Here is a 23,184-nt window from a genome sequence, read left to right on the forward strand (position 1 = left end):
GGTTTCCTGACGGGCGGGTTTACAGCTGCAGCTTGATCAGCTCGTCCATCGCGCCGACCACTTTGTTGCGCAACTGGGTCAGCATCGCGAAGGACAGGCTGGCTTCCTGGCTGGCGAGCATGGCGCCCACCAGGTCGTCGCTGCGGCCGCTGTCGACCGCGGCCATGCGGTCTTCCGCCGCCCGCTCTTGCGCGTCGACGCTCTTGACCGCTTCCTTGAGGCTGTCCATGAAGCCACCCACGCTTGCGGGCGCCTCGCCTTCCGCCGGCGCGGGGGCCGGCATGGCGATGTCGGCCACGTCGGCGCCGATACCGGTGGCGGTACCGGTGCGGACCCAGCTTCCCAAATCAAAGCTCATTCTCGGTTCCTTGTATTCGCTGCGTGCCCGGTTTCGCCAAAGGCAGTTGAAACAGGGCTCTGTTCGGGCAGCGATGTTGCGACCGGAGATAAGCTTGCCGCTAAGGGGGATGCGGCAGAAGGACACCGGAAAATTCTTATCAAGCCGAGAGTTCGAGCAGGAATTCTCGGTTTTTGGGTGTGGCTGCGAGGTGGCCCTAAAGTTTTCTTCGCGACCTCATGATCACCCGCTTACGCCAGAGCTGGCGCCATTTCCGGTGGTTTTTCACGGGGCATGCGGCAGCCCGGGAAGCGCTTCACGAATGGCGCCGCCTGATAAGCAAATTCCTTATCTCGTGAAAAAGTCGCTCCCTACAATCCGTCCGCCTGAGAGATCGGATCGCAAATGGAGCCACTGCCGTCGAATAAGAGACGGCCTCAGCTCCACAAGGCGACCGTTCCAACGAAAAGATTAAATCCGAATTCAAGATTTTTCGAGATTCGACGATATCGCGCCGACCAGACGGCACACCCCTAGATCCAGACCGCCATGACACGACCGACGACCCAGCCGACGCCCCATTTGGTGCTCGACCCGTCCCTGCTGGGGCGGCCGGTGCACCGGCTGGGCGCCTTCAATGAGCGCTGGCGCGAGGACCTGGGCCAATGGCTCAAGGAGGGGCTGAACCGCCGCTACCGGGCCGCCTTCGAGGTCGGTGACGTGACGCTGGTGCGCGGCGAGCCAGAACCCACGGCGGGCCGCTGGCTCGGCTACTCGCACGCCAAGGGGCCGATCCATTTCGCCATCGAACGCTCGGTGCTCCTGGCCGTGCTGGCCTACCGCTACGGCGCCCCTGGCGGCTCGCCTGCCGTCGCCGCATCCGCCGACGCACTGCCCGAGACGCGCACCGAAGAACGCCTGGCGACGGCGCTCGGCCACCATCTGGTCGAGATGCTGGCGGCCCGCATGGCCGCCGGGCTGAGCGAGACCATCGAGTCTCCGGCCGAGCCGGGCTTCAGGGCCAGCGGGCGGCAGACGCCGCGCGGTGCGGCCTGGACCTTGCGCGCGGCCGTGATCGATGCGGCGATGAACGTCAGCGGCAGCGTTTCGTTCCGACTCGACGACGCCTGGATGACGCAGCTGCTGAGCCGTTTGGCCCCGCCGCGCAAACGCCCCGCCGACCCTGCCATCGACACGCCGTCGCTGCCGCAGCGACTGCAACTGACGCTGTCGGCGCGCCTGCTCGAGAAGGAACTGCCGTTGGGCGACCTGATCGAGCTGCGCGTCGGCGACCTGATTCCCGTGCGACTGGGCCCCACCGAGGTGCTGGTGGACGACGCACGCCTGTTCACCGCGACGGTGGCCGAGCACCAGGGCAAGCTGTGCCTGACCGCTTTCACCGTAGCCGAATGAAGACCGCCATGGACATGACCAGCGACCACACCGCCATCGATTCCCTGCTGGCCGAGGCGAACGAAGCCGGCGCCGAGACGCCGTACGCCGCAGCCGCCGACACGCGTCCCAAGCACGACCTGTCGCAGATGATGCGCAAGATCCCGGTCACGCTGACGTTGGAAGTCGGCAGCGCCAAGGTGTCGCTGCACGACCTGGCCAACATCGGCGCCGACAGCGTCGTCGAACTCGACACGCTGGCCGGCGAGCCGCTGCTGATCAAGGTCAACGGCACCACCATCGGCCGCGCCGAAGTGGTGGTGGCCGGCGACAACTACGCGCTCAAGGTGGTCGAGCTGGGTCAACTCGACCTGGGAGCGCTGGCCGCATGAAGCTGACGAGAGGCCGGCAGGCCTGGGCCCTGGGGCTCGGCGCCGCCCTGCTGCTCTCGCCCTCGCTGGCCGGGGCGGGCAGCATCGAGCTGCTGGGCAGCACCACCGGGGGCACGCCCACCGAGTTCACGGTGAAGACCCAGGTGCTGGTCATCATGACCCTGCTCGGGCTGCTGCCCGCGCTGGTGCTGATGATGACGAGCTTCACGCGCTTCGTGATCGTGCTGTCGCTGCTGCGCCAGGCCCTCGGCCTGCAGCAAGGCCTGCCCAACCGCATCGTCACCGGCATCGCGCTGATCCTCACGCTGCTGGTGATGCGGCCGGTCGGCGACCAGATCTGGACCCAAGCCTTCGTGCCCTACGACGAAGACAAGATCGGCCTGACCCAAGCGCTGCAGATCGCCGAAGTGCCGCTGTCGCGCTTCATGCTGGCGCAAACCAGCAAGGCGTCGCTGGCGCAGATCGTCGGCCTGGCCGGCGCGCCCAAGGTCGAAAAGCCCGAGCAGCATCCGTTCACGGTGAAGCTGGCGGCCTTCGTGCTCAGCGAGCTGAAAACAGCCTTTCAGATCGGCTGCATGCTGTTCATCCCGTTCCTGGTGATCGACCTGGTGGTGTCGTCGGTGCTGATGGCGATGGGCATGATGATGCTGTCGCCGTTGGTGATCTCGCTGCCGCTCAAGCTGCTGCTGTTCGTCCTGGTGGACGGCTGGACGCTCACCGTCAACACGCTCGTGACGAGCATACAGGCGTACTGACATCATGCTGACCCCGGACGTTGCCGTCGACCTCGTCGGCGAAAGCCTGCACCTCGTGATGCTGCTGGTCGCCGTGCTGTCGGTGCCCGGCCTGATCATCGGCCTGCTGGTCAGCCTGTTCCAGGCCGCCACGCAGATCAACGAGCAGACCCTGAGCTTTCTGCCGCGCTTGCTCATCACGCTGCTGGTGATCACGCTGGCCGGCCGCTGGATGGCCGGCACGCTGATGGACTTCTGCGTCTCGATCTTCGAACGCGCCGCCAGCCTGGTGGGCTGACCCGGGCTGAGGGCGTCCTGTGGAGCTGGTGTTCAGTCAACTCGTCGCACTGCTGAGTGCACTGTGGTGGCCGTTCTGCCGGGTGCTGGCGATGTTGAGCGCCGCGCCGGTGATCGGCGACGCCATGGTGCCGATCTCGGTGCGCGTGCTGCTGTCCTTCGTGCTCGCGGTGGTGCTGCTGCCGGTGGCCCAGCCGACGGTGGGCATCGACCCGTTCTCGCTGCACGGCGTGGTCGCCACGGCCGAGCAGGCCCTGATCGGCTTCGGCCTCGGGCTCGCTTTCCACATGACGATGGCCGTGATGACCGTGCTCGGCTTCATGGTGTCGTCGCAGATGGGTTTGTCGATGGCGGTGATGAACGACCCGATGAACGGCAGTTCCTCCGATGTGGTCTCGACGCTGCTCTACATGCTGTGCATCCTGGTGTTCTTCTCGGTCGACGGCCATCTCGTGCTGGGCGGCGTGGTGGGCGCGAGCTTCAAGGCCTGGCCGGTGGGGGCCGGGCTGCCGCTGGTGTCGCTGCACTCGATCGCGCTGAACATCGCCTGGGTGTTCTCGGCGGCCCTGCTGCTGGCCTTGCCGGTGATCTTCTCGACGCTGGTGGTGCAGCTCGGCTTCGGCTTCCTGAACCGGGTGGCGCCGTCGCTGAACCTGTATTCGCTGGGCTTTTCGGTGGTGACTTTGTTCGGGCTGTTCGTGCTGACGCAGATCGTGCGTTTCGTGCCGACCCACTACGTACGCATGAGCGAGCGGGTGCTCGAGATGCTGCAGCAGAACTTGAAGGCGGTGCCCCATGGCTGAGGCCGGCAACGACGACAAGACCGAAAAGCCATCACCACAGAAGCTGCGCAAGTCGCGCGAGCAGGGCCAGGTGGCGCGCTCGCGCGACCTGGCCACGGCGGTGGGGCTGTTGGTGGCGCTCAAGATCACCGTGGTGCTGATGCCTGGCTGGCTCGACGACTTCCGTTCCCTGTTCGCGCAAGGTTTTCTCGATGCCTCCGGCGACGGCACGCTGGGCAACGCCTGGTCGAACGCCTTCGTGACCACCATGCTGCTGCTGATGAAGATGGTGCTGCCGCTGCTGGCGGTGCCGCTGGCCGTGCTGTTCGCCTCGCTGGTGCCGGGCGGCTGGGTGCTCAGCGGCAGCAATCTGAGCCCCAAGTTCGAGCGCCTCAGCCCGATGAAAAATTTGGGCCGGCTGTTCTCGGGCCGGCATGCCAGCGAGTTCGGCATGTCGCTGCTGAAGGCCGGCGTGCTGATCGCGGTGCTCTACCACGTGGGCACCAGCACGGTCGAAGAGCATCTGCGCGCGCAGGCCATGCCGATGGCGCAGGCGGTGCCGCATGCGGTGAACGTCGCGCTCGACGGCGTGATGGCACTGGCCGGCGTGTTCATCGCCTTCGCGCTGCTCGACTTGCCGCTGCAGAGCTTTTTCTTCCTGCGCGGCCAGCGCATGAGCAAGCGCGAATTGAAGGAAGAACACAAGACCAGCGAAGGCCGCCCGGAAGTGCGCCAGCGCATCCGGCAGCTGCAGCAGCAGATGGCGCGCCGCAGCGTGCGCAAGACGGTGCCGACCGCCGACGTGGTGGTGGTCAACCCCGAACACTACGCGGTGGCGCTGAAGTACGACGAAAACCGCGCCCAGGCCCCCTTCCTGGTGGCCAAGGGGGTCGACGAGATGGCTTTCTACATCCGCCAGGTGGCGGCGGAGCACGGCGTGGAGGTGGTGTCGATGCCGCCGCTGGCGCGTGCGATCTACAACACCAGCCAGGTCCACCAACAGATTCCGGCGTCGCTCTACAAGGCGGTCGCCCATGTGCTCGGCTATGTGCTGCAGCTGAAGGCCTTCAAGGCCGGCCAGCGGCGCGCCCAGCCGGTGCTGGCCACCGACCTCGACGTCCCACCGCACCTGACCTGATCCAACCCGAAGCCCGACCATGAACGTCCTGACCCAGGCACTGGCCGAACTGCGCCGACACCGCTTCGCGATCCCGCTGTTTCTGCTCGCCCTCTTGTTGATGGTGATCCTGCCACTGCCCGGCCTGGTGCTGGACGTGCTGTTCACCTTCAACATCGTGCTGTCGCTGATCGTCATCCTGGTCAGCGTGAGCAGCAAGCGGCCGCTGGACTTCTCGATCTTCCCGACCGTCATCCTGGCCACCACCTTGATGCGGCTGTTCCTCAACGTCGCGTCGACGCGGGTCGTGCTGCTGCACGGCAACGAGGGCACGCACGTCGCGGGCAAGGTGGTCGAGGCGTTCGGCAACGTCGTGATCGGCGGCAACTTCGTCGTCGGCCTGGTGGTGTTCGTGATCCTGATGATCATCAACTTCATCGTGGTCACGAAGGGCGCCGAGCGCATCTCGGAAGTCTCGGCACGCTTCACCCTCGACGCTTTGCCCGGCAAGCAGATGGCGATCGACGCCGACCTGAACGCCGGCCTGATCAACCAGGAGAAGGCGCAGGCGCGCCGGCGCGAGGTGGCGGCGGAAGCCGACTTCTACGGCGCGATGGACGGCGCGTCGAAGTTCGTGCGCGGCGATGCGATCGCGGGCATCTTGATCCTGTTGATCAACATGGTCGGCGGTGTCGCGATCGGCGCGCTGATGCACGACCTGTCGGTCGGCGACGCCTTCCGCCAGTACGCCCTGCTGACCATCGGTGACGGCCTGGTCGCGCAGATCCCGGCGCTGCTGCTGTCGGCTGCCGCCGCCATCATCGTCACCCGGGTCAGCGATTCGGGCGACTTCGAACAACAGGTCGCCACGCAGCTGCTGACCTCGCCGAGCGTGCTCTACAGTGCCGCCGGCGTGATGGCGGCGCTGGCCGCCATCCCGGGCATGCCCTGGCTGACCTTTCTGTGCTTCGCCGCAGTGTTGGCCTACGTGGGGTGGAGGCTCAGCCAGCGCGCCATCAAGCCAGCCGAGCCAGACGCGGACGCCCTCAAGGCCGCGGTGCTTACCGAGCGCCCGCCCGAGCTGGACTGGCGCAGCCTGCCGGTGGTGGAGCCGCTGTCGCTCGCGGTCGGCTACCGGCTGGTGGGGCTGATCGATCCGGCGCAAGGGGCGCCGCTGACCAAACGCGCACAAGGCGTGCGCCAGTCGTTGAGCGAGTCGCTCGGCCTGCTGTTGCCGCCCATCGCCTTGCGCGACGACCTGACGCTCAAACCTTCTCAATACACGGTGCTGCTGAGCGGTAGCGTGATCGCCGAAGCCGAGGTCTACGCCGACCGGCTGATGGCCCTGCCCTCGCCGCAGGTCTGGGGCCAGCTCGACGGCATCCCCGGCATCGAGCCGGCCTACGGCATGCCGGTCACCTGGATCGACCCGCAGGACAAGGCGCACGCGCTGGGGCTGGGGTATCAGGTGGTGGAGGCGCCGAGCGTGATCGCCACACATCTGTCAAAGCTGGTGCGCGACCATCTGCCCGAGTTGCTGCGCCATGAAGACGTGCCGGCGCTGCTGGAACGTCTGGCGGCGCAGGCACCGAAACTGTCGGCCGCACTCGAGAAGGTGTTGACGCACAGCCAGCTGCTCAAGGTGTTCCGCGCGCTGCTGGCCGAGAACGTGCCGCTCAAGGACATCGTCGCGATCGCCACCACGCTGCTGGAAAGCGCCGAGACCACCAAGGACCCGATCCTGCTGGCCGCCGAGGTTCGCTGCACGCTGCGCCGCGAGATCGTCTCGGGTCTGTGCGGACGCGTGCCTGAGCTGAAAGTGTTCAGCCTGAGCGCAGAGCTGGAGAACATGCTGCTCGGATCACTGAACCAGGCACGCCAGGGCGGCAAGGTGGCGCTCGACAACTATCCGGTCGACCCGCAGCTGCTGTCGCAGTTGCAAAACCACATGCCAGCCGCTTGCGATCAGATGAAACGCCTGTCGCTGCCGCCGCTGCTCTTGGTGATGCCGCAGATCCGGCCGCTGCTGGCCCGCTATGCCCGGCTGTTCGCGCCGGGGCTTGCCGTGCTGTCGTACAACGAGATTCCCGAGCGGCGTGAGATCAGCATCGTCGGCACGCTGGGCTGACCCCCTGCTGGGGTAACACCCTCACCTCCAGACGCGGGTACAAGTCCCTGCTGACACCTAAGGATACCGGCGACAAGACCGGGCCTGTGCACACTTCAGCCCGTGAGCACAAGGCTCGCCGCCTTACTGCCGTTCGGCCCCTTGCGCGATCAACCTCTCGCCTTTTTCAAGGAGAAACGGATGATCCTGAATCTTGGTTGTGGCTCGCAGTTGTGCAACGATTGGACCAACGTCGACTACGCACTGGGGGCGCGCCTTGCCAAGGTGCCGTTGTTCCGGGCCGTCAATGCCCGGGTCAAGCTGTTTCGAATGGATTGGGACGACCGCATCGTCCTGCATGACCTGACCAAACCGTTTCCGTGGCAAAGCGGTACGGCCGACGGGGTCTACAGCTCGCATACGCTGGAGCACCTGGCGCGTGAAGACGGCCGCCGCTTCCTGCGTGAATGCCACCGGGTGCTGCGCCAAGGCGGGTTGATCCGCATCCTGGTGCCCGACCTGCGGCACCACGTGCAGTCCTATCTGGACGGCCGGGTGCGGGCCGACGACTTCGTCGAGCGGATGGACGTGCTGTACCACACGCACGGAGGTCCGTTGAAGCGCAAGCTCGCCCCCTTCGTGCAGTTCCCGCACAAGTGCATGTACGACACGCAGCGCCTGGTCGAGATCCTGCAAGAGATCGGCTTCGATGCCGAACCGCGGCAGCCGTTCGACAGCGGCATCCCGCACGTCAGGGAAGTGGAGACCGAAGAACGCACGCGCGACGCCGTGATCGTCGAAGGGCGCAAGCGCTGACGGCGCCGGGCGTCGCAGCGCCCCGACCTGACCGAGACGTCAGGCCGGGACGCCCAGGGCGTTACGCCTGAAGGCTACGCCCTGCCCACCGGGAGGCTCAAGAGTTGCCCGAGATGTAGGTGATGGAGCGGTCGTACACGGGCTTCACCGGCACCAGCGTCGTGCCAGCGTAGTTGCGCCAGTCCTGCACCGTCACCGTACCGCCTGCCACCCGGGTGTTGCCCTTGATCGTCGAGACGTAGGTGAAGTAGAGGTAGGTGCCTGAGAAGGCGTGGTTGCGCAGCGTGATCGGCAAGCCTCCCAGGTCGTTGTTGAGGATGGAGTTGAGCGTACAGGGCATGATCGAGTGCGTGAACTTGCCGTACGAAGTGAACCGGCGTGGCACACCCGACAGGTGCAACGACCGGATGCCCGATCGATCGAACACCGTGACGCCCGGCGCGTCGTTGATGAACTTGTTGCGCTCGATCCGGAAGCCGATGCACGGGCCCCACAACGAGAGCCCCACGCTGTGGATCTTCCTCGGGTTCCCCTCTCCGTCCACGCCGTCGATCACATTGCTGTGCACGACGTTGTCGGTGATCGAGAAGTTCGCGGCCAGCGCGCAGATGTTCACGTACTGGTTCTCGGTCACGTAGTCCAGGTCTTCCACCGTCAACTCGCCCACCGGCGGGGGCGGTACGTCGGTTCTGGAGCGCAGACGGTTCTCTGTCAAACGCGGGCTGCGCAAGCCGAAGGAGATCAGGTTGTCGCCGTGGTCCGCGCAGTCGTAGATCTGCGCGTACTTGCCCGCCAACGGTCCGTCGAGCCACGTCACGCAATAGTGCTGGTAGAAGGTCTCACTCACCGGCTGCGGGATGCTGCCGCGCTCCGGGTCCCCTTGGTTGCGCCAGATCAGGAGACGTCGAGGTGTGCCGTTCGTCATGCCCCGTTCATAGCTGCCATTGCGTCCGGTCAGCAGTTGATCCATGACGGGCTGGAGCAGGTTCTGGTTCGGCACCGCGTCCAATGCGATCGACTCCTCACGTACGCCCTTGAAGAAGTTGTGTCGTATGGTGGCGTCGTAGTGAGATTGATGTCGCGCCTGGGCGTAGTCGCCGTCGGTGGTGGCATTCAGCTCGGCCCAGAAGGCGTGGATGATGCCGGTGCGACCGCCTTCGATGTAATTGTTCCTGAACGTATTCTTTTCGCCGCCGGCACAGAAGATGTTGGCTGAAAGCGATTGCCGGAAGCAGTTGTAGGCGACCGTGGCGCCGCGCAGCGAGTGAGCCTGCAGACCGCCTTGGTGCCCGAGGAACTCGTTCCACTGCAGGTCGATCGTGTTCGCGCTGGTCGCACCGTAGGCCGGCGGAAGCGAGACCGCAATGGTCCTCGCCTCGGTGTTGCACGCGAAGGTATTGAACTGGATCACGAGTTGGCTCGTGTAGGACGCGCGGACCATGTACTTGGCCAGTTGCTCGAACCGGCAGTTGTAGATGTGCAGTCGCGCGCGCACCTCCAGCTCCGCGCTGCCGGTGAACCTGTGCTGCGGCCCCGACAAGTCGCTGTAGAGGCGCACCGCCATGGGTTCACTGCTGAACAGCTGCCAAATGGCGTCGAGCCGCGTGGTACCGCCCGGCTTGAGCCTGATGGGCCTGTTGACGCCGGTCCGCGTGTATTCCTCGCGCGCCGCGGTGATCGCGGCCTTCAGTGCTTCGAGGCCGTCGGTGTCGAGTTTGATCGGGTTGCTCGCGTTGAGCGAGGCGACGAGCTTCTGTCGCTCGATGTCACGCTGGGTTCTCCAGTTTTCCACCGAGGTGAACACCGTCTGGTCCAATGGCACGGCCGCAGCCTGCTCGGACCGGGCCCCGGCCGTACCGCTGTCGGCGTCCCCGTCCCCGCCGCCGCCGCAGGCCGTCAGCAGGGCGGACGAGGCGGCTCCCATCAGCAAGGCGCGTCGCGCTGGGGACACGACACGGTCGTCAGGGCAGGGGATGAGAGGGAATGTGTAAGGTGTGATGGGCATCGGCTGTTGTTCCTGTTCGGTGAGCCTGTTCGGTACGCCGCCTGGCCTGCAAGGCGGGGGCGAAGATGGATTGCATCTCAGGTTGCAATCCGATGCGCATGATGTTCATGAAGCGAACATCTGCGGTGACACGTGGTGTCGGCCGGTAACGGAGCCCACGGACCATCTACCGCCGCAAGCCCAAGCCGGAAGCCTTGGGTTACGGGGAACAGCGCCGCCCTTCAGGAAGACAAAAAAAAACCAACCGCGTTGCGGTTGGTTTCAGCGTCGTGCAAGGCGCCGGACACCGGCGCCAGACCCGGTATTACTGCATCAGCGACAGCACCAGCTGCGACATGCTGTTGCTCTGCTTCAGCATCGAGGTGCTGGCCTGCAGCAGCATCTGCTTGGAGGTCATGTTGGCGGTTTCGCTCGCGTAGTCGACGTCCATGATGCGGCCACGCGCTTGCGCGGTGGTCGTGCTCATGTTCGACAAGTTGTTGTAGACGTGGTTCAGGCGGTTGGAGGCCGCACCGAGGGCCGAGCGCACCACGCCGACCTTGTCGAGCGCCGTGGCGATCGTGCCGATCATGGCATTGGCACCGCCGCCGGTCAGTTCGGCGCCGGTCGCGGCAGCCGTGTAGTTCACGCTGACGGACGTGAAGGCGGTTTCCACGTCGGCCAGGGCCGTGGTGACGTCCACCGACATCGTCTCAGCGGAAGCCGAGCCGATCTGGAAGCTCACGGCGGCGGCCAGCTTGCCGGTGCCGGCGGCCATCACGGCTTCGCCACCGAAGGTGGTGTTCTTCATGATGTTGCTGACTTCGAGGCCCAGGGCGTCGAACTCGGCTTGCATCGCGGTCTTGTCAGCGGCGGTGGTCGAACCGTTGGCCGATTCGGTGGCCAGGTCCTTCATGCGCAGCATGATGTTGGTGATTTCGCTGAACGCGCCTTCCGCGGTCTGCATCATGGAGATGCCGTTTTGCGTGTTGCGCATTGCGACAGCCATGCCGCGGGTCTGGGCGTTCAAACGGGTGGCGATTTGCAGGCCGGCCGCGTCGTCCATCGCGGAGTTGATGCGGAAGCCGGTGCCCAGGCGGGTCATCGAGGTGTTCAGGGCGCTCTGGGTGGAGCCCAGGGCAGACTTGGTGGACAGGGACGCGGCGTTGGTGTGCAGGCTGAGCATGATGTACTCCAGGTAGATTCGTTGAGTCGGGGGGCAGGCGTTTCGCTGCCCTCCCCCTCATAAGGCGGCCGCCGCAACACGGGCCTTAAATCGCCTTCGCGCTTTCTGCACCAGCAACCGTGCGGTAGTTGGCACGGTTCGTGGAAGAAGCGCCTTTGGACCGCATCAGCGGGGGTGGCACACCCGCCGCCGCCTGGGCAGGCGCCGGCAGCAACACCCGGAAACGCAAAGGCGCCGGACCTTCACCATCGCCTGGCTACGATGCCCCGGCGTAGCCCAATAGGAGAAGCCGATGAAGATACCGACCGTCGCCCGCCTCTGCGCCGCCGCGCTCGCCCTGGCCACCACGGCCGCCGTGCAGGCGAGCGAGCCGCCGCGCCCGCTGAAGGTGCTCATCATCACGATGTTCGAGCCGGAAGCGACGCCGTGGATCTCGCCCTTCGCGCTGACGCAGGCGGTGCCGGTGCCGGGGCTCTCACAGGATGCGCCTGCACTGCGGTGCAATACCGACGATGTCTGCCTGTTGACCACCGGCATGGGGCACGCCAACGCCGCGGCCTCCACTTTGGCGGTGACGCTCGACCCGCGCTTCGACCTGCGCAAGACCTATTTTTTGATCGCCGGCATTGCCGGCATCGACCCGGCGCAGGGCACGCTGGGCACCGCGGCCTGGGCCCGCTGGCTGGTGGACGTGGGCATCGCGCACGAAATCGACGCCCGCGAGATGCCGCCGTCGTGGCGCACCGGCTATTTCGGCATCATGACGCGCGGCCCGGGCGAGAAGCCGAAATTCGATTACCGAACCGAGGCGTTCCGGCTCGACGAAGCCTTGCTGCAAAAGGCGCTGGAGCTCAGCCGCGGCGTGACGCTCGAAGACAGCGCCGAGGCGCGGGCCTACCGGCGCCGCTACCGCGAGCCGGCCGCCCACCATCCGCCGCGCGTCACACAATGTGACACGCTGGCCGGCGACACCTGGTGGCACGGTCACAAGCTCGGGCAGCATGCGCGCGACTGGACGCGCTTGCTGACCGACGGCGAAGGCGTCTACTGCACGACCCAGCAGGAAGACAACGCGACTTACAACGCCCTGGCGCGTGCGGCTGCCGCCGGCCGGGTCGACCTGAAGCGTCTGGCGGTATTGCGCACCGGCTCCAACTTCGACCGCCCCTACCCCGGCCAAAGCGCCTACCAGTCGCTGATGGCGTCGACACAAGGCCAGACCGGCGGTTTCGTGCCGGCGACGCGCAATCTGGAGCGCGCGGGCGGTGCGCTGGTGCGGGACATCGTCGCGCGCTGGGGGCTCTGGCAGGAAGGCGTGCCGCGTTGAGGCCACCGGTTTGGGGCCCCCACCGGCGGACGGCGCACCTGCGCTGTGCATGAGAACCGCATAGCACGAGGCCCGTTCAGGGTGCCGCCCGACACCCGAGCCAGACAGCCCGACCGTGACCAGGCGGCACGCCGCTTGGTCACTGCAAACGGCACGTCGATTGCTCCGATGCTTGGCCGCCGGCGCCGCCGGCGCGCTCCCCGCACGCTGGAAACCCACACTGATGAGCTACGACTTCGACTCCTCCCGCCTGGAGGAAGGCCTGCCCTTTCCTCGCGGTGCCACCTATGACGGCAAAGGCGTCAATTTCGCTGTCTTCTCGGCGCACGCCACCAAGGTGGAGCTGTGCTTGTTCGACGAACCGGGTGAGCGGGAAATCGCCCGCATCACCTTGCCGGAGTACACCGATGAGGTGTGGCACGGCTATGTGAGCGGGCTGCACCCCGGCACCCGCTACGCGTTCCGCGTGCACGGCCCTTACGAGCCTGAAGCCGGGCATCGCTTCAACCCGAACAAGCTGGTGCTCGACCCCTACTCGAAGGCCCATGTGGGCCAGGTGCGCTGGGCGCCCGAGTTGTTCGGCTACACGCTGGGTCATCCCGACGCCGACCTCAGCTTCGACGAACGCGACAGCGCGCCCTTCATGCCCAAGTGTGTCGTGGTCGACTCGCGCTTCGAGTGGAAGCAACCCAGCTGGATCCGCGTGCCCTGGGACCGCACGGTGATCTACGAGACCCACGTGCGAGGTCACACCATGCGACACCCGGCCGTGCCGGAACACTTGCGTGGCACCTTCGCCGGCTTCGCCTCGGACGAGGTGGTCGAATGCATACGGCAACTCGGGGTGACGTCGGTCGAACTGCTGCCGATCCAGATGGTCGTCGACCAACAAAACCTGCTCGAGAAGGGGCTGCGCAACTACTGGGGCTACGACACGCTGGGGTTCTTCGCCGTCGATCCGCGCTACCTCAGCGCCCCCTGGCTGGACGAGTTCAAGGCCATGGTCGATCGCTACCATGCGGCCGGGCTCGAGGTCATCCTCGACGTCGTCTACAACCACACCCCCGAGGGCAACGAGCTCGGCCCGACGCTGTCCTTCAAGGGCATCGACAACGCGAGCTACTACCGGCTGATGCCGGACAACCCGCGTTACTACATCAACGACACCGGCACCGGCAACACGCTCAACCTCAGCCACCCTAGAGTGCTGCAGATGGTGACCGACAGCCTGCGCTACTGGGCGTCCGAGATGCACATCGACGGCTTCCGCTTCGACCTCGCCACCATCCTGGCGCGCGAGCCCCACGGCTTCGACGATGGCGGCGGCTTCCTCGACAGCTGCCGTCAAGATCCGGTGCTCTCCAGCGTCAAGCTGATCGCAGAGCCATGGGACTGCGGCCCCGGCGGCTACCAGGTCGGCCGCTTCCCGCCAGGTTGGGCGGAATGGAACGACACCTTCCGCGACACGGTACGGGCCTTCTGGAAGGGTGACGACGGCCTGGCGCCCGAGATGGCCAAGCGGCTCACCGCGTCCGGCGACAAGTTCAACCGGCGTGGCCGCCGCCCCTGGGCCAGCGTGAATTTCATCACCGCCCACGACGGCTTCACGCTGAACGACCTGGTCAGCTACAACGACAAGCACAACGAGGCCAACGGCGAAGACAACCGCGACGGCCATTCCGACAACCGTTCCTGGAACTGCGGCGTCGAAGGCCCGACCGACGATCCGGAGGTGACCGACCTGCGCGAACGCCAGAAACGCAACCTGCTGGCCACGCTGCTGCTGTCGCAAGGCACGCCGATGGTGCTGGCCGGCGACGAGTTCGGCCGCACCCAGCACGGCAACAACAATGCCTATTGCCAGGACAACGAAATCTCGTGGATCGATTGGGAAGGCATCGACGAGCGCGGTCGCGGACTGACGGGCTTCGTGCGCAAGCTGCTGGCCCTGCGGCACGGGCTGCCGGTGTTGCGACGCAATCGCTTCCTCACCGGCGCCTGGAACGAAACCCTGCAGGTCAAGGACGTCAGCTGGCTCTGCCCGGACGGCAAAGAACTGGCGCCCGAGCAGTGGGATGACCCGTCGATGCGGTGTTTCGGCATGTTGATCGACGGCCGGGCGCAGGCTTCCGGCATTCCGCGGCGAGGCTCGGACGCCACCTTGTTGCTGGTGCTCAACGCTTGGCACGACCTGGTCGACTTCACGCTGCCCGACGTGCCGGGCGGCAGCCGCTGGACCTGCCTGGTCGACACCAATGTGCCCGAGCGCGACAGCCTTCCCGAGTTCGGCATCGGCGACCACTACCAGGTCACCGGACGATCCCTGCTGTTGTTCAGGCTGGACGCATCGGCCGAGTCGGAGCAGACCTTCGCCCAGCTGGAGACGGTGCTGACCGAGCCGAGTTGACGGCGCGAGCGGGCCGCAGCGATTGCGGCGCTTCGGCCGGGCCTCACGGCCCCGCCATCTGACCCTTGGGCGCTTCCAGCAAGGTGCGCATCGCCTTTTCGAGCGTGCCGAGGTCGACCGGCTTGGTGAAATGGCGGTCGAAGCCGGCCTGCAGCGTTCGCTGCTTGTCGGCTTCCTGGCCCCAGCCGGTCAGCGCGATCATCACCGGCGGCCGCGCGTGCGTCTCGCGCAGTCGGCTCGCCACCTGGAACCCGTTCAGCCGGGGCATGCCGATGTCGAGCAGACACACCTCGGGGCGAAACTCCTGCGCCACCGCGAGCGCCTGCTGTCCGTCGTAGGCGGTCCGCACGTCGTGTCCCTGCATTTGCAGGAAGGCCGACAAGGTTTCGGCGGCATCGCGGTTGTCGTCGGCCACCAGCACCCGGCGGGTACGCGCTGCCTGCACCGCGTCGCCGGAAGTTGTCGCCGCGGGCAGTCCGCCGTGTCCGGCACGCCCGAGCGGTAGGCGCACGATGAACTCGCTGCCGCGCCCGGGCCCCTCGCTGTGCGCCTCGACGCCACCGCCGTGCAACTCCACCAGACCGCGCACCAGCGCCAGCCCGATGCCCAGGCCACCTTGCGACCGGTCGAGCGAGGCGGTGGCCTGGGTGAACATGCCGAAGATGCTGCGCAAGGCGCTGCGCTCGAGCCCGATGCCGTTGTCGCGCACCGACGTGAACAACTCGCCGCCCTCGCAGTGTGCGCGCAGCACCAATCGGCCGCCCGGGTCGGTGTACTTGGCGGCGTTGGTGAGCAAATTGGCCAGGATCTGCGCGAAGCGCAGCGGGTCGGCCTGCAACCACACCGGCTCGGAGGGCAGGTCCAGCGTCAGGCTGTGGCGGCGTGCGTCGATCAACGGCTGCGCCGTCTCGACGGCCGAGCGCACCACGTCGCCCAGGGCCACGTGCTCCTTCTTGAGTTGGAGCTTGCCGAGCGTGATGCGTGACACGTCCAGCAAGTCGTCCAGCAGCAGGCTCATGTTGTGGACCTGGCGCTCGATGACACGCCGGCTCCAGCTGCGCTCGGCCTCACCGGCGGCCGGCATGCCGAGGATGTGGACCGCCTGCAGCACGGGCGCCAGCGGGTTGCGCAACTCGTGCGCGAGCGTGGCGAGGAACAAGTCCTTGCGGCGGTCCGCCTCGCGCAGATCGTCGACGAACTGCAAGCGCTCGTGCGCGATTGCGACATAACGCGCAATCGTGCTGAGGAACTCGACGTCGTCGTCGGTGAAGCTGTCGCGAGAGCGGCTGGCGAACGAGAGCGTGCCGAGCAAACGCTCGCCGTCGCCCAGCGGCATGCAGGCATAGGCACGCAGCCCGAAGCGCCGCGCGCCTTCGGTGCGCGGATCACGGCTTTCCTGGATGTAGGACGCGACGATGGGCTTGCGCTCGAGCGCCACCGCGCCACAGACACCCTGGCCGAACTCGATGCGCTGGATCACATGCGCCTCGTCCTGCGTGATCCCGGTGTACGACGACAGGTTGAGGGCCGCTTCGCCAGGCATGCGCATAAAGCTGAAATAGCAATCCAACTGCAGCTGCGGCGCCACCTTCTCGAACAGCTGCGACAGCATCGCCTTGGGGTTGCTGGCGTTCAGCATCACCTGCGCGGACGCCCACAGCAGCTTGAGGCGGTCGCTGCTCTGCGCCAGGGCCTGTTCGGTGCGCTTGCGGTCCGAAATGTCGATCACCGAGCCGACGTAGCCGAGGAATTCGCCGCGCTCGCCGAAATGCGGCGCCGCGGAGTTCAGCACCCAGCAATAGGAGGAAGCACCGGCACGCCGCAAACGGCATTCATGACGGAACGGATGGGGGTGCAGGCCGACGTGCTGCAAGGCCGACTGCGTGGCATGGCGATCATCGGGGTGCAGCGCCTCTATCCAGCCGCGCCCGAGGCCCAGCGACGGCGTCTGCCCGGTGAACTCGTACCAACTCTGGGACAGGTACGTGCAACAACCCTTGGCATCGGCGACCCAGACCATCACCGGCGCATGGTCGGCCATTGCCCGAAAGCGTGCCTCGCTTTCGCGCAGGGCCTCTTCGGCGCGTGCGCGCTCGACGGCCGCCCAGGTGCGCTCCGCCACCTCCCGCACCAGCGCCGCCTCATCCTCGCGCCAGTGTCGGGGCTGCTGCTGGTGCACGAACAGGATGGCCTCGAAGCGGCCGTCCTTCACCAGCGGCACGAGGCAGGCAGCGCGGGCATCGAGGCGCGCATAGGCGTCGGCGACCGCTGCGCCTTCCGTGAGAAGGTCGGTGCGCACATCCGCGATGCTGACAGTGGCGCCGGCGCGCAGGCGCTGGATCAAAGGCAAACCGAAATCGCTCAGGCGTCGGCGCCGCCCGGTCAGACGCCGCACGCCGTCCACGGCCCAGTCGCATTGCACGGTGCAGCGATCGCCGCCGTCGTCCACCTGCGCATACCCCACCCGCGACGCACGGAGGTGCTGTCCCAGCGACTGCAAGGACATGGCCATGATGTCGCGCGCGTCGCCCAGCTCGCGCAAGCGATCGCCGAAGGCGAGCAGAAACGCTTGCCGAGTCTCATTCCTTCTGAGGCTGTGCTCGACGCTGGCCGGGACTGTGTCGGCGGCAGCGCAGAAGATGCCGCGGACGACACCATGGTCATCGCGCACCGGAATACACGAGAAGGCGTAGCTGGCCTCCTGCGGATCGGTGCCCGCAGGGATCGACATGACGGGGAGGTCGTGCTGTGGCACCGAGTCGCCGGCGTACGCCCGCTCGACCAGTGAGGTCAGGCCCGCGAGCGTGTCGCCCAGGGTCCCGAGCGCCTGCCCCATCGCCTGGGGATGGCGCTCGCCGAGCCAGTCTCGGCAGCCGTCGTTGTAGACCAGCACACGCTCGGCGCCCCAGACGGTGAACATGGGCTGCCGGGACTGCAGCATCAGGCGCAGCAGCGTTCGCAACGGGGCGGGCCACTGCGCGGGCGGTCCGAGCGACGTGTTGGACCAGTCTCGGCTCCGTATCAGTGCACCGGTGTCGCCACCACCTGCAAGAAAGGTCAGCGCGCCGTTCGGGAACCCGTCCTCGTTGTCCATGTTGCGGTCTACCCTGAACGACCGAGGGCACCACGAAGCCTCGGCCTGAGGTTGATTGTGCACTCGCCACCTGTCCCTCGCCCAGACATGCAAGCCATGGCAAACCCGCATGGCGAACTCGCGCCGGGCGAGCGGCAGGACGCTTGACCCCGCGCATTCGCGGTGGATCAACGGCCATCACCTGCAATCTCTGACAGTCGCCGCGCTACCAGACGTTGTCTGATGATCCGGCTACGCCAAGTTGGCCGACCGGTGAGCAGCAAGGAGGCTGCCCGCGCTCCCCGTCCGGCCGATGTGCTCACCTGCTGCTTTTGCCAGTGCGTCACCTGCCGGAGCTGTACCACCGACGACGAGCCCTATCCCCGCCTCCCCTGCGCGACTGCGACACCGGGCCCCCTTGACGCCTACGCGGTCGCCGCCGGAGCGGGTCTTCGCCACAACACCTACACGACAGACGGCGTCCTTCGGCAACGACCTGCCCAGGCCGAGGACGCGTTGCGCCGTGCAGCCTTGTGTGAACGCATCCAGGGAACCAAGATGAACAACACCCACCACCACACCGACGCCTGCCCACACGACCCTTACGACGCTGAACGCCCCTTGCGGCTGCGTTGCCATTGCGGCGTCGACCACGGCGCTTCGCACCTGGCCACCGGCACCGCGCCGGCGTCACCGGCACGCGCGGTGGGCCCGGTCGAAGCGGCCTTCGTCAAGGCCCTGCTACCGCACGAGCCGCTGCGCCGCCGCTTCCTGCAGGCCGTCGGAGCCGACACGGCGCGCGCGGCGATCGCCTCGCTGCTGCCGCTCGGCGCGCTGGAAAGCATGGCGCAGGAGAAGGCGCCGCTCGAGAAGAAAGACTTGCGCATCGGCTTCATCGCCATCACCTGCGCCACCCCGCTGATCATGGCCGACCCGATGGGCTTCTATCGGCAGCAGGGCTTGAACGTGCAGCTGAACAAGACCGCCGGCTGGGCCTTGATCCGCGACAAGATGATCAACAAGGAGCACGACGCCTCCCACTACCTGTCGCCGATGCCGTTGGCCATCTCGATGGGGCTGGGCTCGACGCAGGTGCCCACCAGCGTCGCCACCATCCAGAACATCAATGGGCAGGCCATCACGCTGCACGTCAAACACAAGGACAAACGCGACCCGCGGCAGTGGAAGGGCATGCGCTTCGCAGTGCCGTTCGAGTTCTCGATGCACAACCTGCTGCTGCGCTACTACGTGGCCGAACACGGCCTGGACCCCGACCGCGACCTGCAGATCCGCGTCACGCCGCCGGCCGAGATGGTCGCCAACCTGCGCGCCGGCAACATCGACGGCTTCCTCGGCCCGGACCCCTTCAACCAGCGCGCCGTCTACGACGAGGCCGGCTTCATCCATGTGCTCTCGAAAGAGATCTGGGACGGCCATCCCTGCTGCGCCTTCGGGGTCAATACCGATTTCATCCGCCAGCACCCCAACACGTTCGCGGCCTTGTACCGCGCCATCCTCACCGCCGCCGACATGGCGCGCGACCCCAAGCACCGCGAGCTGATCGCCAAGGTCATTTCCACGCCCCCCTATCTCAACCAACCCGAGACGGTGGTGCGGCAGGTGCTGACCGGCCGTTACGCCGATGGCCTGGGCAACGTGCGACAAGTACCCGATCGGGCCGACTTCGATCCAATGCCTTGGCAGGCCATGGCCGTGTGGATCCTGACCCAGATGAAACGTTGGGGCTACGTCAAAGGCGAGGTCGACTACCGGCAGATCGCCGAGAAGGTGTTCTTGCTGACCGACGCCCGAAAACACATGAAGCAGTTGTCGCAGACGGTGCCGGAGACCCCGCGCCGCAAGATCGTCGTGATGGGGCGCGAGTTCGACCCGAACCACCCACGCGAGTACGTCAACAGCTTTGCGATCCGCCGCACCGCGGCATGAAGTAGGAAGGCAGGACAGCCCATGAACCATACCCCCACCGCGGGCCTCGACCCGTATGACGCCGACCGGCCCTTGAGACTGCGCTGCGCCTGCGGCCGCGACCATGGTTCGCCGTCGGAGCGCACGGCCGAGGCCACCGCCTCCGAGGGGCTGGAGCAGACCTGCAACCGCTACCTCGAGGCGGCCCTCATCAAAGCGATCTTTCCGCGCGAGACGGTACGACGCGCCTTCCTGAAAGCAGTCGGGCGGAGCACCGCCGTCGCGGCGATCGGCAGCGTGCTGCCCATCGGCACGCTGCAGGCGCTGGCGCAGGAGCGCGCCACGCCTGAGAAGAAGGACTTGAAGATCGGCTTCGTCAGCATCACCTGCGCGACGCCGCTGCTGATGGCCGAGCCGCTCGGCAGCTATCGCGACCAGGGCATCAACGTGCAACTGGTGAAGACCCCCGGCTGGGCGCTGATCCGCGACCGGGTGATCAAGAAGGAGCACGACGCCTCGCATTTCCTGTCGCCGATGCCGCTGGCGATGTCCTTGGGGTTGGGTTCGGCCAAGGTGGCGACGTCGGTCGCGACCATCCAGAACATCAACGGCCAAGCCATCACGCTGCACATCAAGCACAAGGGCCGGCGTGATCCCAAGCAGTGGAAAGGCTTCAAGCTGGGGGTGCCCTTCGTCTACAGCATGCACAACTTCCTGCTGCGCTATTACGTCGCGGAACATGGTCTGAACCCGGACACCGACATCGAGATCCGCATCGTGCCACCGCCGGAGATGGTGGCCAAGCTGCGGGACGGCGAAATCGACGGCTTTCTCGGCCCCGACCCGTACAACCAGCGCGCGGTCTATGACGAGGTGGGCTTCATCCACGTGCTGTCGAAAGACATCTGGGACGGGCACCCCTGCTGTGCCTTCGGCATGACCGAAGACTTCATCCAGCGGCATCCCAACTCCTTTGCCGCGATGTTCCGCGCCATCATCAGCGCATCGTTCATCGCCAGCGTATCGACGGATCGCACCCGCATGGCCAAGCTGATCGCGCCGCCCGCCTACCTCAACCAACCGGAAGCGGTGGTGGCGCAGGTGCTCACCGGCGAATACCCCGACGGGCTCGGCAACATCCGCAAGGTGCCCGACCGGGCCATCTTCGACCCGGTGCCGTGGCAGAGCATGGCGGTCTGGATGCTCACGCAGATGAAACGCTGGGGCTACCTCAAAGGCGACGTCGACTACTCGCAGATCGCCGAGAAAGTGTTCATGCTGACCGACGCGAAGAAACAGATGGGCATGGCCGGTTGGCGGCCGCCGGAGGGCGCCTACCGCAAGGCCAAGATCATGGGCAAGGTGTTCGATCCGGCCCGCCCGGACGACTACCTGAAGAGCTTCGCGATCCATCACACGGCCTGAGGCGGTTCCCGGTCGAGCACGACCGGGAATCCTCCGGCACGCCCGAGGACACCCACCCATGAACGCCCCACGCCGCCTTCGATGGCTCTCGGCCCTGCTGTCACTGCTGCTGCTGTTGTTGTTGCTGGCCGTCTGGCACGTCGCGACGCAGCCGTCGGCGGCGGCCGACGGCCCGCCGGGCGCCGACATGACGGCCGAGCAACTCGAATACGCGCAGCTGCTCGGCCATGGCACCACCACTCCCAAGAGCGCCGGCTTCCCGACGCCGGCCCAGATCGGCCAGGCGGTGCTCGACAACCTCGCCGACCCCTTCCGCGACGCCGGCCCGAACGACAAGGGCATTGCGGTGCAACTGGGCCACTCGCTGCTGCGCGTCGGGCTGGGTTTCGGCATCGCGGCGCTGGTGGCCGTGCCGCTCGGCTTTCTGATCGGCATGAGCCCGCTGGTCTACCGCGCCCTCGATCCCTTCATCCAGGTGCTCAAGCCGATTTCGCCACTGGCCTGGATGCCGCTCGCGCTCTACACCATCCAGGACTCGTCGATCTCGGGCGTGTTCGTGATCTTCATCTGCTCGCTGTGGCCGATGCTGCTCAACACCGCCTTCGGCGTCTCGGCCGTGCGGCGCGAATGGCTCAACGTCGCCCGCACGCTGGAGGTGTCGCGGTTGCGCCTCGCCTTCGAGGTGATCCTGCCGGCCGCGGCGCCGACCATCCTCACCGGCATGCGCATCGGCATGGGCATCGCCTGGCTGGTCATCGTGGCGGCCGAGATGCTGGTCGGCGGTACCGGCATCGGCTATTTCGTCTGGAACGAGTGGAACAACCTCTCGCTCGCCAACGTGATCTTCGCGATCCTGGTGATCGGCTGCGTCGGCATGCTGCTCGACCGGTTGTTTGCCGCCCTACAGCAGATGGTGACCTATGCTGAATGATCCGTCCAAGTCCGGGGCCGCGACGCCCTTCCTGCAGGTCGAGCACCTGGCCAAGGCCTTCGGCGACGCGGCCGACAGCGCGGGCGAGCCGGTGTTCGAGCAGCTCGGCTTCGAGGTCGAGGCCGGCGAATTCGTCTGCCTGATCGGGCATTCGGGCTGCGGCAAGACCACCATCCTCAACGTGCTGGCGGGCCTGGAGCGGCCCAGCGCCGGGCGCGTGACGTTGGCGGGGCATGCCCTCACCGGCCCCGGCCTGGACCGGGGTGTGGTGTTCCAGGGCCACGCCCTGCTGCCCTGGCTCAGCGTGCGCCGCAACATCGCGTTCGCGGTGCGCAGCCGTTGGCCCGAATGGCCGGCCCAGCGGGTCGAGGCCCAGGTGCGCAAATACGTCTCGCTGGTGGGGCTGGACGCGGCTTTGGACAAGAAGCCAGCTGCGCTGTCGGGGGGCATGAAGCAGCGCGTGGGCATCGCCCGTGCTTTCGCGATCGAGCCCCAGATGCTGCTGCTCGACGAACCCTTCGGGGCACTCGACGCACTGACGCGCGGCACCATCCAGGACGAGTTGCTGCGCATCTGCGCGAAGACACGCCAAACGGTCTTCATGATCACGCACGATGTCGACGAAGCGCTGCTGCTGGCCGACAAGATCTTGCTGATGAGCAACGGCCCGCGCGCACGCATCGCCGAGATCGTCGTCAACACCCTGCCCCGCGAGCGTGACCGCACCACGCTGCACCGCGAGCCTCATTACTATCCGCTGCGCAACCATCTGGTGGACTTTCTTGTGAAGCGCGCCGCGACGCTGTCGCACGGCCGCGCGCCGGCAAGGCCCAGCGTCGTCACCCCCGGGCTGCAGGCGCCGGCACAGCCACCGGTGCTGACCGCCGCGCTGCCCGGGCGCGGCAACCTGACGCGCGTGGTCTGAACTTTGCTATTCGCCCCCATTTCAAC

18 protein-coding genes are annotated in these 23,184 nt (G+C 66.6%); 14 read left to right on the forward strand and 4 right to left on the reverse strand.

The window, feature by feature from the left end:
• Positions 1–19 precede the first annotated feature (19 nt).
• Positions 20–283: a flagellar hook-basal body complex protein FliE gene (fliE, locus tag AAW51_RS18345; protein ID WP_238947919.1), complete on the reverse strand. Its 264-nt coding sequence runs from the start codon at positions 281–283 to the stop codon at positions 20–22.
• 603 nt (positions 284–886) lie between these two features.
• Between fliE and AAW51_RS18350 the strand changes: the two genes are divergently transcribed.
• The 8 genes from AAW51_RS18350 (at position 887) to AAW51_RS18385 (ending at position 7,974) form a co-directional block, all read left to right on the forward strand.
• Entirely contained in the window at positions 887–1,750 is an 864-nt protein-coding gene (locus AAW51_RS18350) for a FliM/FliN family flagellar motor switch protein (RefSeq protein WP_047195756.1), read from the forward strand.
• A gap of 14 nt (positions 1,751–1,764) precedes the next feature.
• The gene (locus AAW51_RS18355) at positions 1,765–2,121 is read left to right on the forward strand and encodes a FliM/FliN family flagellar motor switch protein (protein WP_417903625.1); all 357 of its coding nucleotides are present in this window, start codon (positions 1,765–1,767) and stop codon (positions 2,119–2,121) included.
• Entirely contained in the window at positions 2,118–2,876 is a 759-nt protein-coding gene (fliP, locus tag AAW51_RS18360; protein ID WP_047195758.1) for a flagellar type III secretion system pore protein FliP, read from the forward strand. The genes AAW51_RS18355 and fliP overlap by 4 nt, the downstream gene beginning before the upstream one ends.
• Before the next feature lie 4 nt (positions 2,877–2,880).
• Complete coding sequence (fliQ, locus tag AAW51_RS18365) at positions 2,881–3,153, forward strand: flagellar biosynthesis protein FliQ (RefSeq protein WP_047195759.1); 273 nt, start codon at positions 2,881–2,883, stop codon at positions 3,151–3,153.
• Positions 3,154–3,172: 19 nt separating this feature from the next.
• Positions 3,173–3,955 (forward strand): flagellar biosynthetic protein FliR, encoded by a 783-nt coding sequence (gene fliR, locus AAW51_RS18370; RefSeq protein ID WP_047195760.1) that lies wholly within the window; start codon positions 3,173–3,175, stop codon positions 3,953–3,955.
• Positions 3,948–5,072, forward strand: a complete 1,125-nt coding sequence (locus AAW51_RS18375; RefSeq protein ID WP_047195761.1) for an EscU/YscU/HrcU family type III secretion system export apparatus switch protein — start codon at positions 3,948–3,950, stop codon at positions 5,070–5,072. The genes fliR and AAW51_RS18375 overlap by 8 nt, the downstream gene beginning before the upstream one ends.
• Positions 5,073–5,091: 19 nt before the next feature.
• A complete protein-coding gene (locus AAW51_RS18380; RefSeq protein WP_047195762.1) occupies positions 5,092–7,179 on the forward strand; it encodes a flagellar biosynthesis protein FlhA in 2,088 nt (695 codons plus the stop codon).
• Positions 7,180–7,359: 180 nt separating this feature from the next.
• On the forward strand, positions 7,360–7,974 hold the full coding sequence (locus AAW51_RS18385; RefSeq protein ID WP_047195763.1) for a class I SAM-dependent methyltransferase: 615 nt from the start codon (positions 7,360–7,362) through the stop codon (positions 7,972–7,974).
• A gap of 97 nt (positions 7,975–8,071) precedes the next feature.
• Here the strand turns inward: AAW51_RS18385 and AAW51_RS18390 are convergent, their stop codons facing one another.
• A complete protein-coding gene (locus AAW51_RS18390; RefSeq protein WP_157359955.1) occupies positions 8,072–9,925 on the reverse strand; it encodes a hypothetical protein in 1,854 nt (617 codons plus the stop codon).
• 358 nt (positions 9,926–10,283) lie between these two features.
• On the reverse strand, positions 10,284–11,144 hold the full coding sequence (locus AAW51_RS18395; RefSeq protein WP_047195765.1) for a flagellin N-terminal helical domain-containing protein: 861 nt from the start codon (positions 11,142–11,144) through the stop codon (positions 10,284–10,286).
• Positions 11,145–11,436: 292 nt separating this feature from the next.
• Here AAW51_RS18395 and AAW51_RS18400 point away from each other — a divergent pair, with 292 nt between their 5' ends.
• Together AAW51_RS18400 and glgX are read left to right on the forward strand one after the other, a co-directional pair.
• Positions 11,437–12,471 carry a purine-nucleoside phosphorylase gene (locus AAW51_RS18400; protein ID WP_047195766.1) on the forward strand — a complete coding sequence of 345 codons (1,035 nt, stop codon included), beginning with the start codon at positions 11,437–11,439 and terminating at the stop codon, positions 12,469–12,471.
• 223 nt (positions 12,472–12,694) lie between these two features.
• Positions 12,695–14,878, forward strand: coding sequence for a glycogen debranching protein GlgX (gene glgX, locus AAW51_RS18405; protein ID WP_047195767.1), 2,184 nt, complete (start codon positions 12,695–12,697; stop codon positions 14,876–14,878).
• A gap of 43 nt (positions 14,879–14,921) precedes the next feature.
• Here glgX and AAW51_RS28360 read toward each other — a convergent pair whose 3' ends face one another.
• Entirely contained in the window at positions 14,922–17,972 is a 3,051-nt protein-coding gene (locus AAW51_RS28360) for a GAF domain-containing protein (RefSeq protein WP_053013726.1), read from the reverse strand.
• A 537-nt stretch (positions 17,973–18,509) separates the two neighbouring features.
• On the opposite strand from AAW51_RS28360, the gene AAW51_RS18415 reads away from it, so the two are divergent.
• The 4 genes from AAW51_RS18415 to AAW51_RS18430 are packed head-to-tail and all read left to right on the forward strand — an operon-like array spanning position 18,510 to position 23,158.
• On the forward strand, positions 18,510–19,898 hold the full coding sequence (locus AAW51_RS18415; protein WP_047195768.1) for a CmpA/NrtA family ABC transporter substrate-binding protein: 1,389 nt from the start codon (positions 18,510–18,512) through the stop codon (positions 19,896–19,898).
• Between the two features lie 21 nt (positions 19,899–19,919).
• The gene (locus AAW51_RS18420; protein ID WP_047195769.1) at positions 19,920–21,302 is read left to right on the forward strand and encodes a CmpA/NrtA family ABC transporter substrate-binding protein; all 1,383 of its coding nucleotides are present in this window, start codon (positions 19,920–19,922) and stop codon (positions 21,300–21,302) included.
• A 58-nt stretch (positions 21,303–21,360) separates the two neighbouring features.
• Positions 21,361–22,233 (forward strand): nitrate ABC transporter permease, encoded by an 873-nt coding sequence (gene ntrB / locus AAW51_RS18425; RefSeq protein ID WP_047198012.1) that lies wholly within the window; start codon positions 21,361–21,363, stop codon positions 22,231–22,233.
• Complete coding sequence (locus tag AAW51_RS18430) at positions 22,223–23,158, forward strand: ABC transporter ATP-binding protein (RefSeq protein ID WP_047195770.1); 936 nt, start codon at positions 22,223–22,225, stop codon at positions 23,156–23,158. Before ntrB ends, AAW51_RS18430 begins: the two co-directional genes overlap by 11 nt.
• The last annotated feature ends 26 nt before the right edge of the window (positions 23,159–23,184 follow it).

Source organism: Caldimonas brevitalea (assembly GCF_001017435.1).
GTDB lineage: Bacteria > Pseudomonadota > Gammaproteobacteria > Burkholderiales > Burkholderiaceae_C > Caldimonas > Caldimonas brevitalea.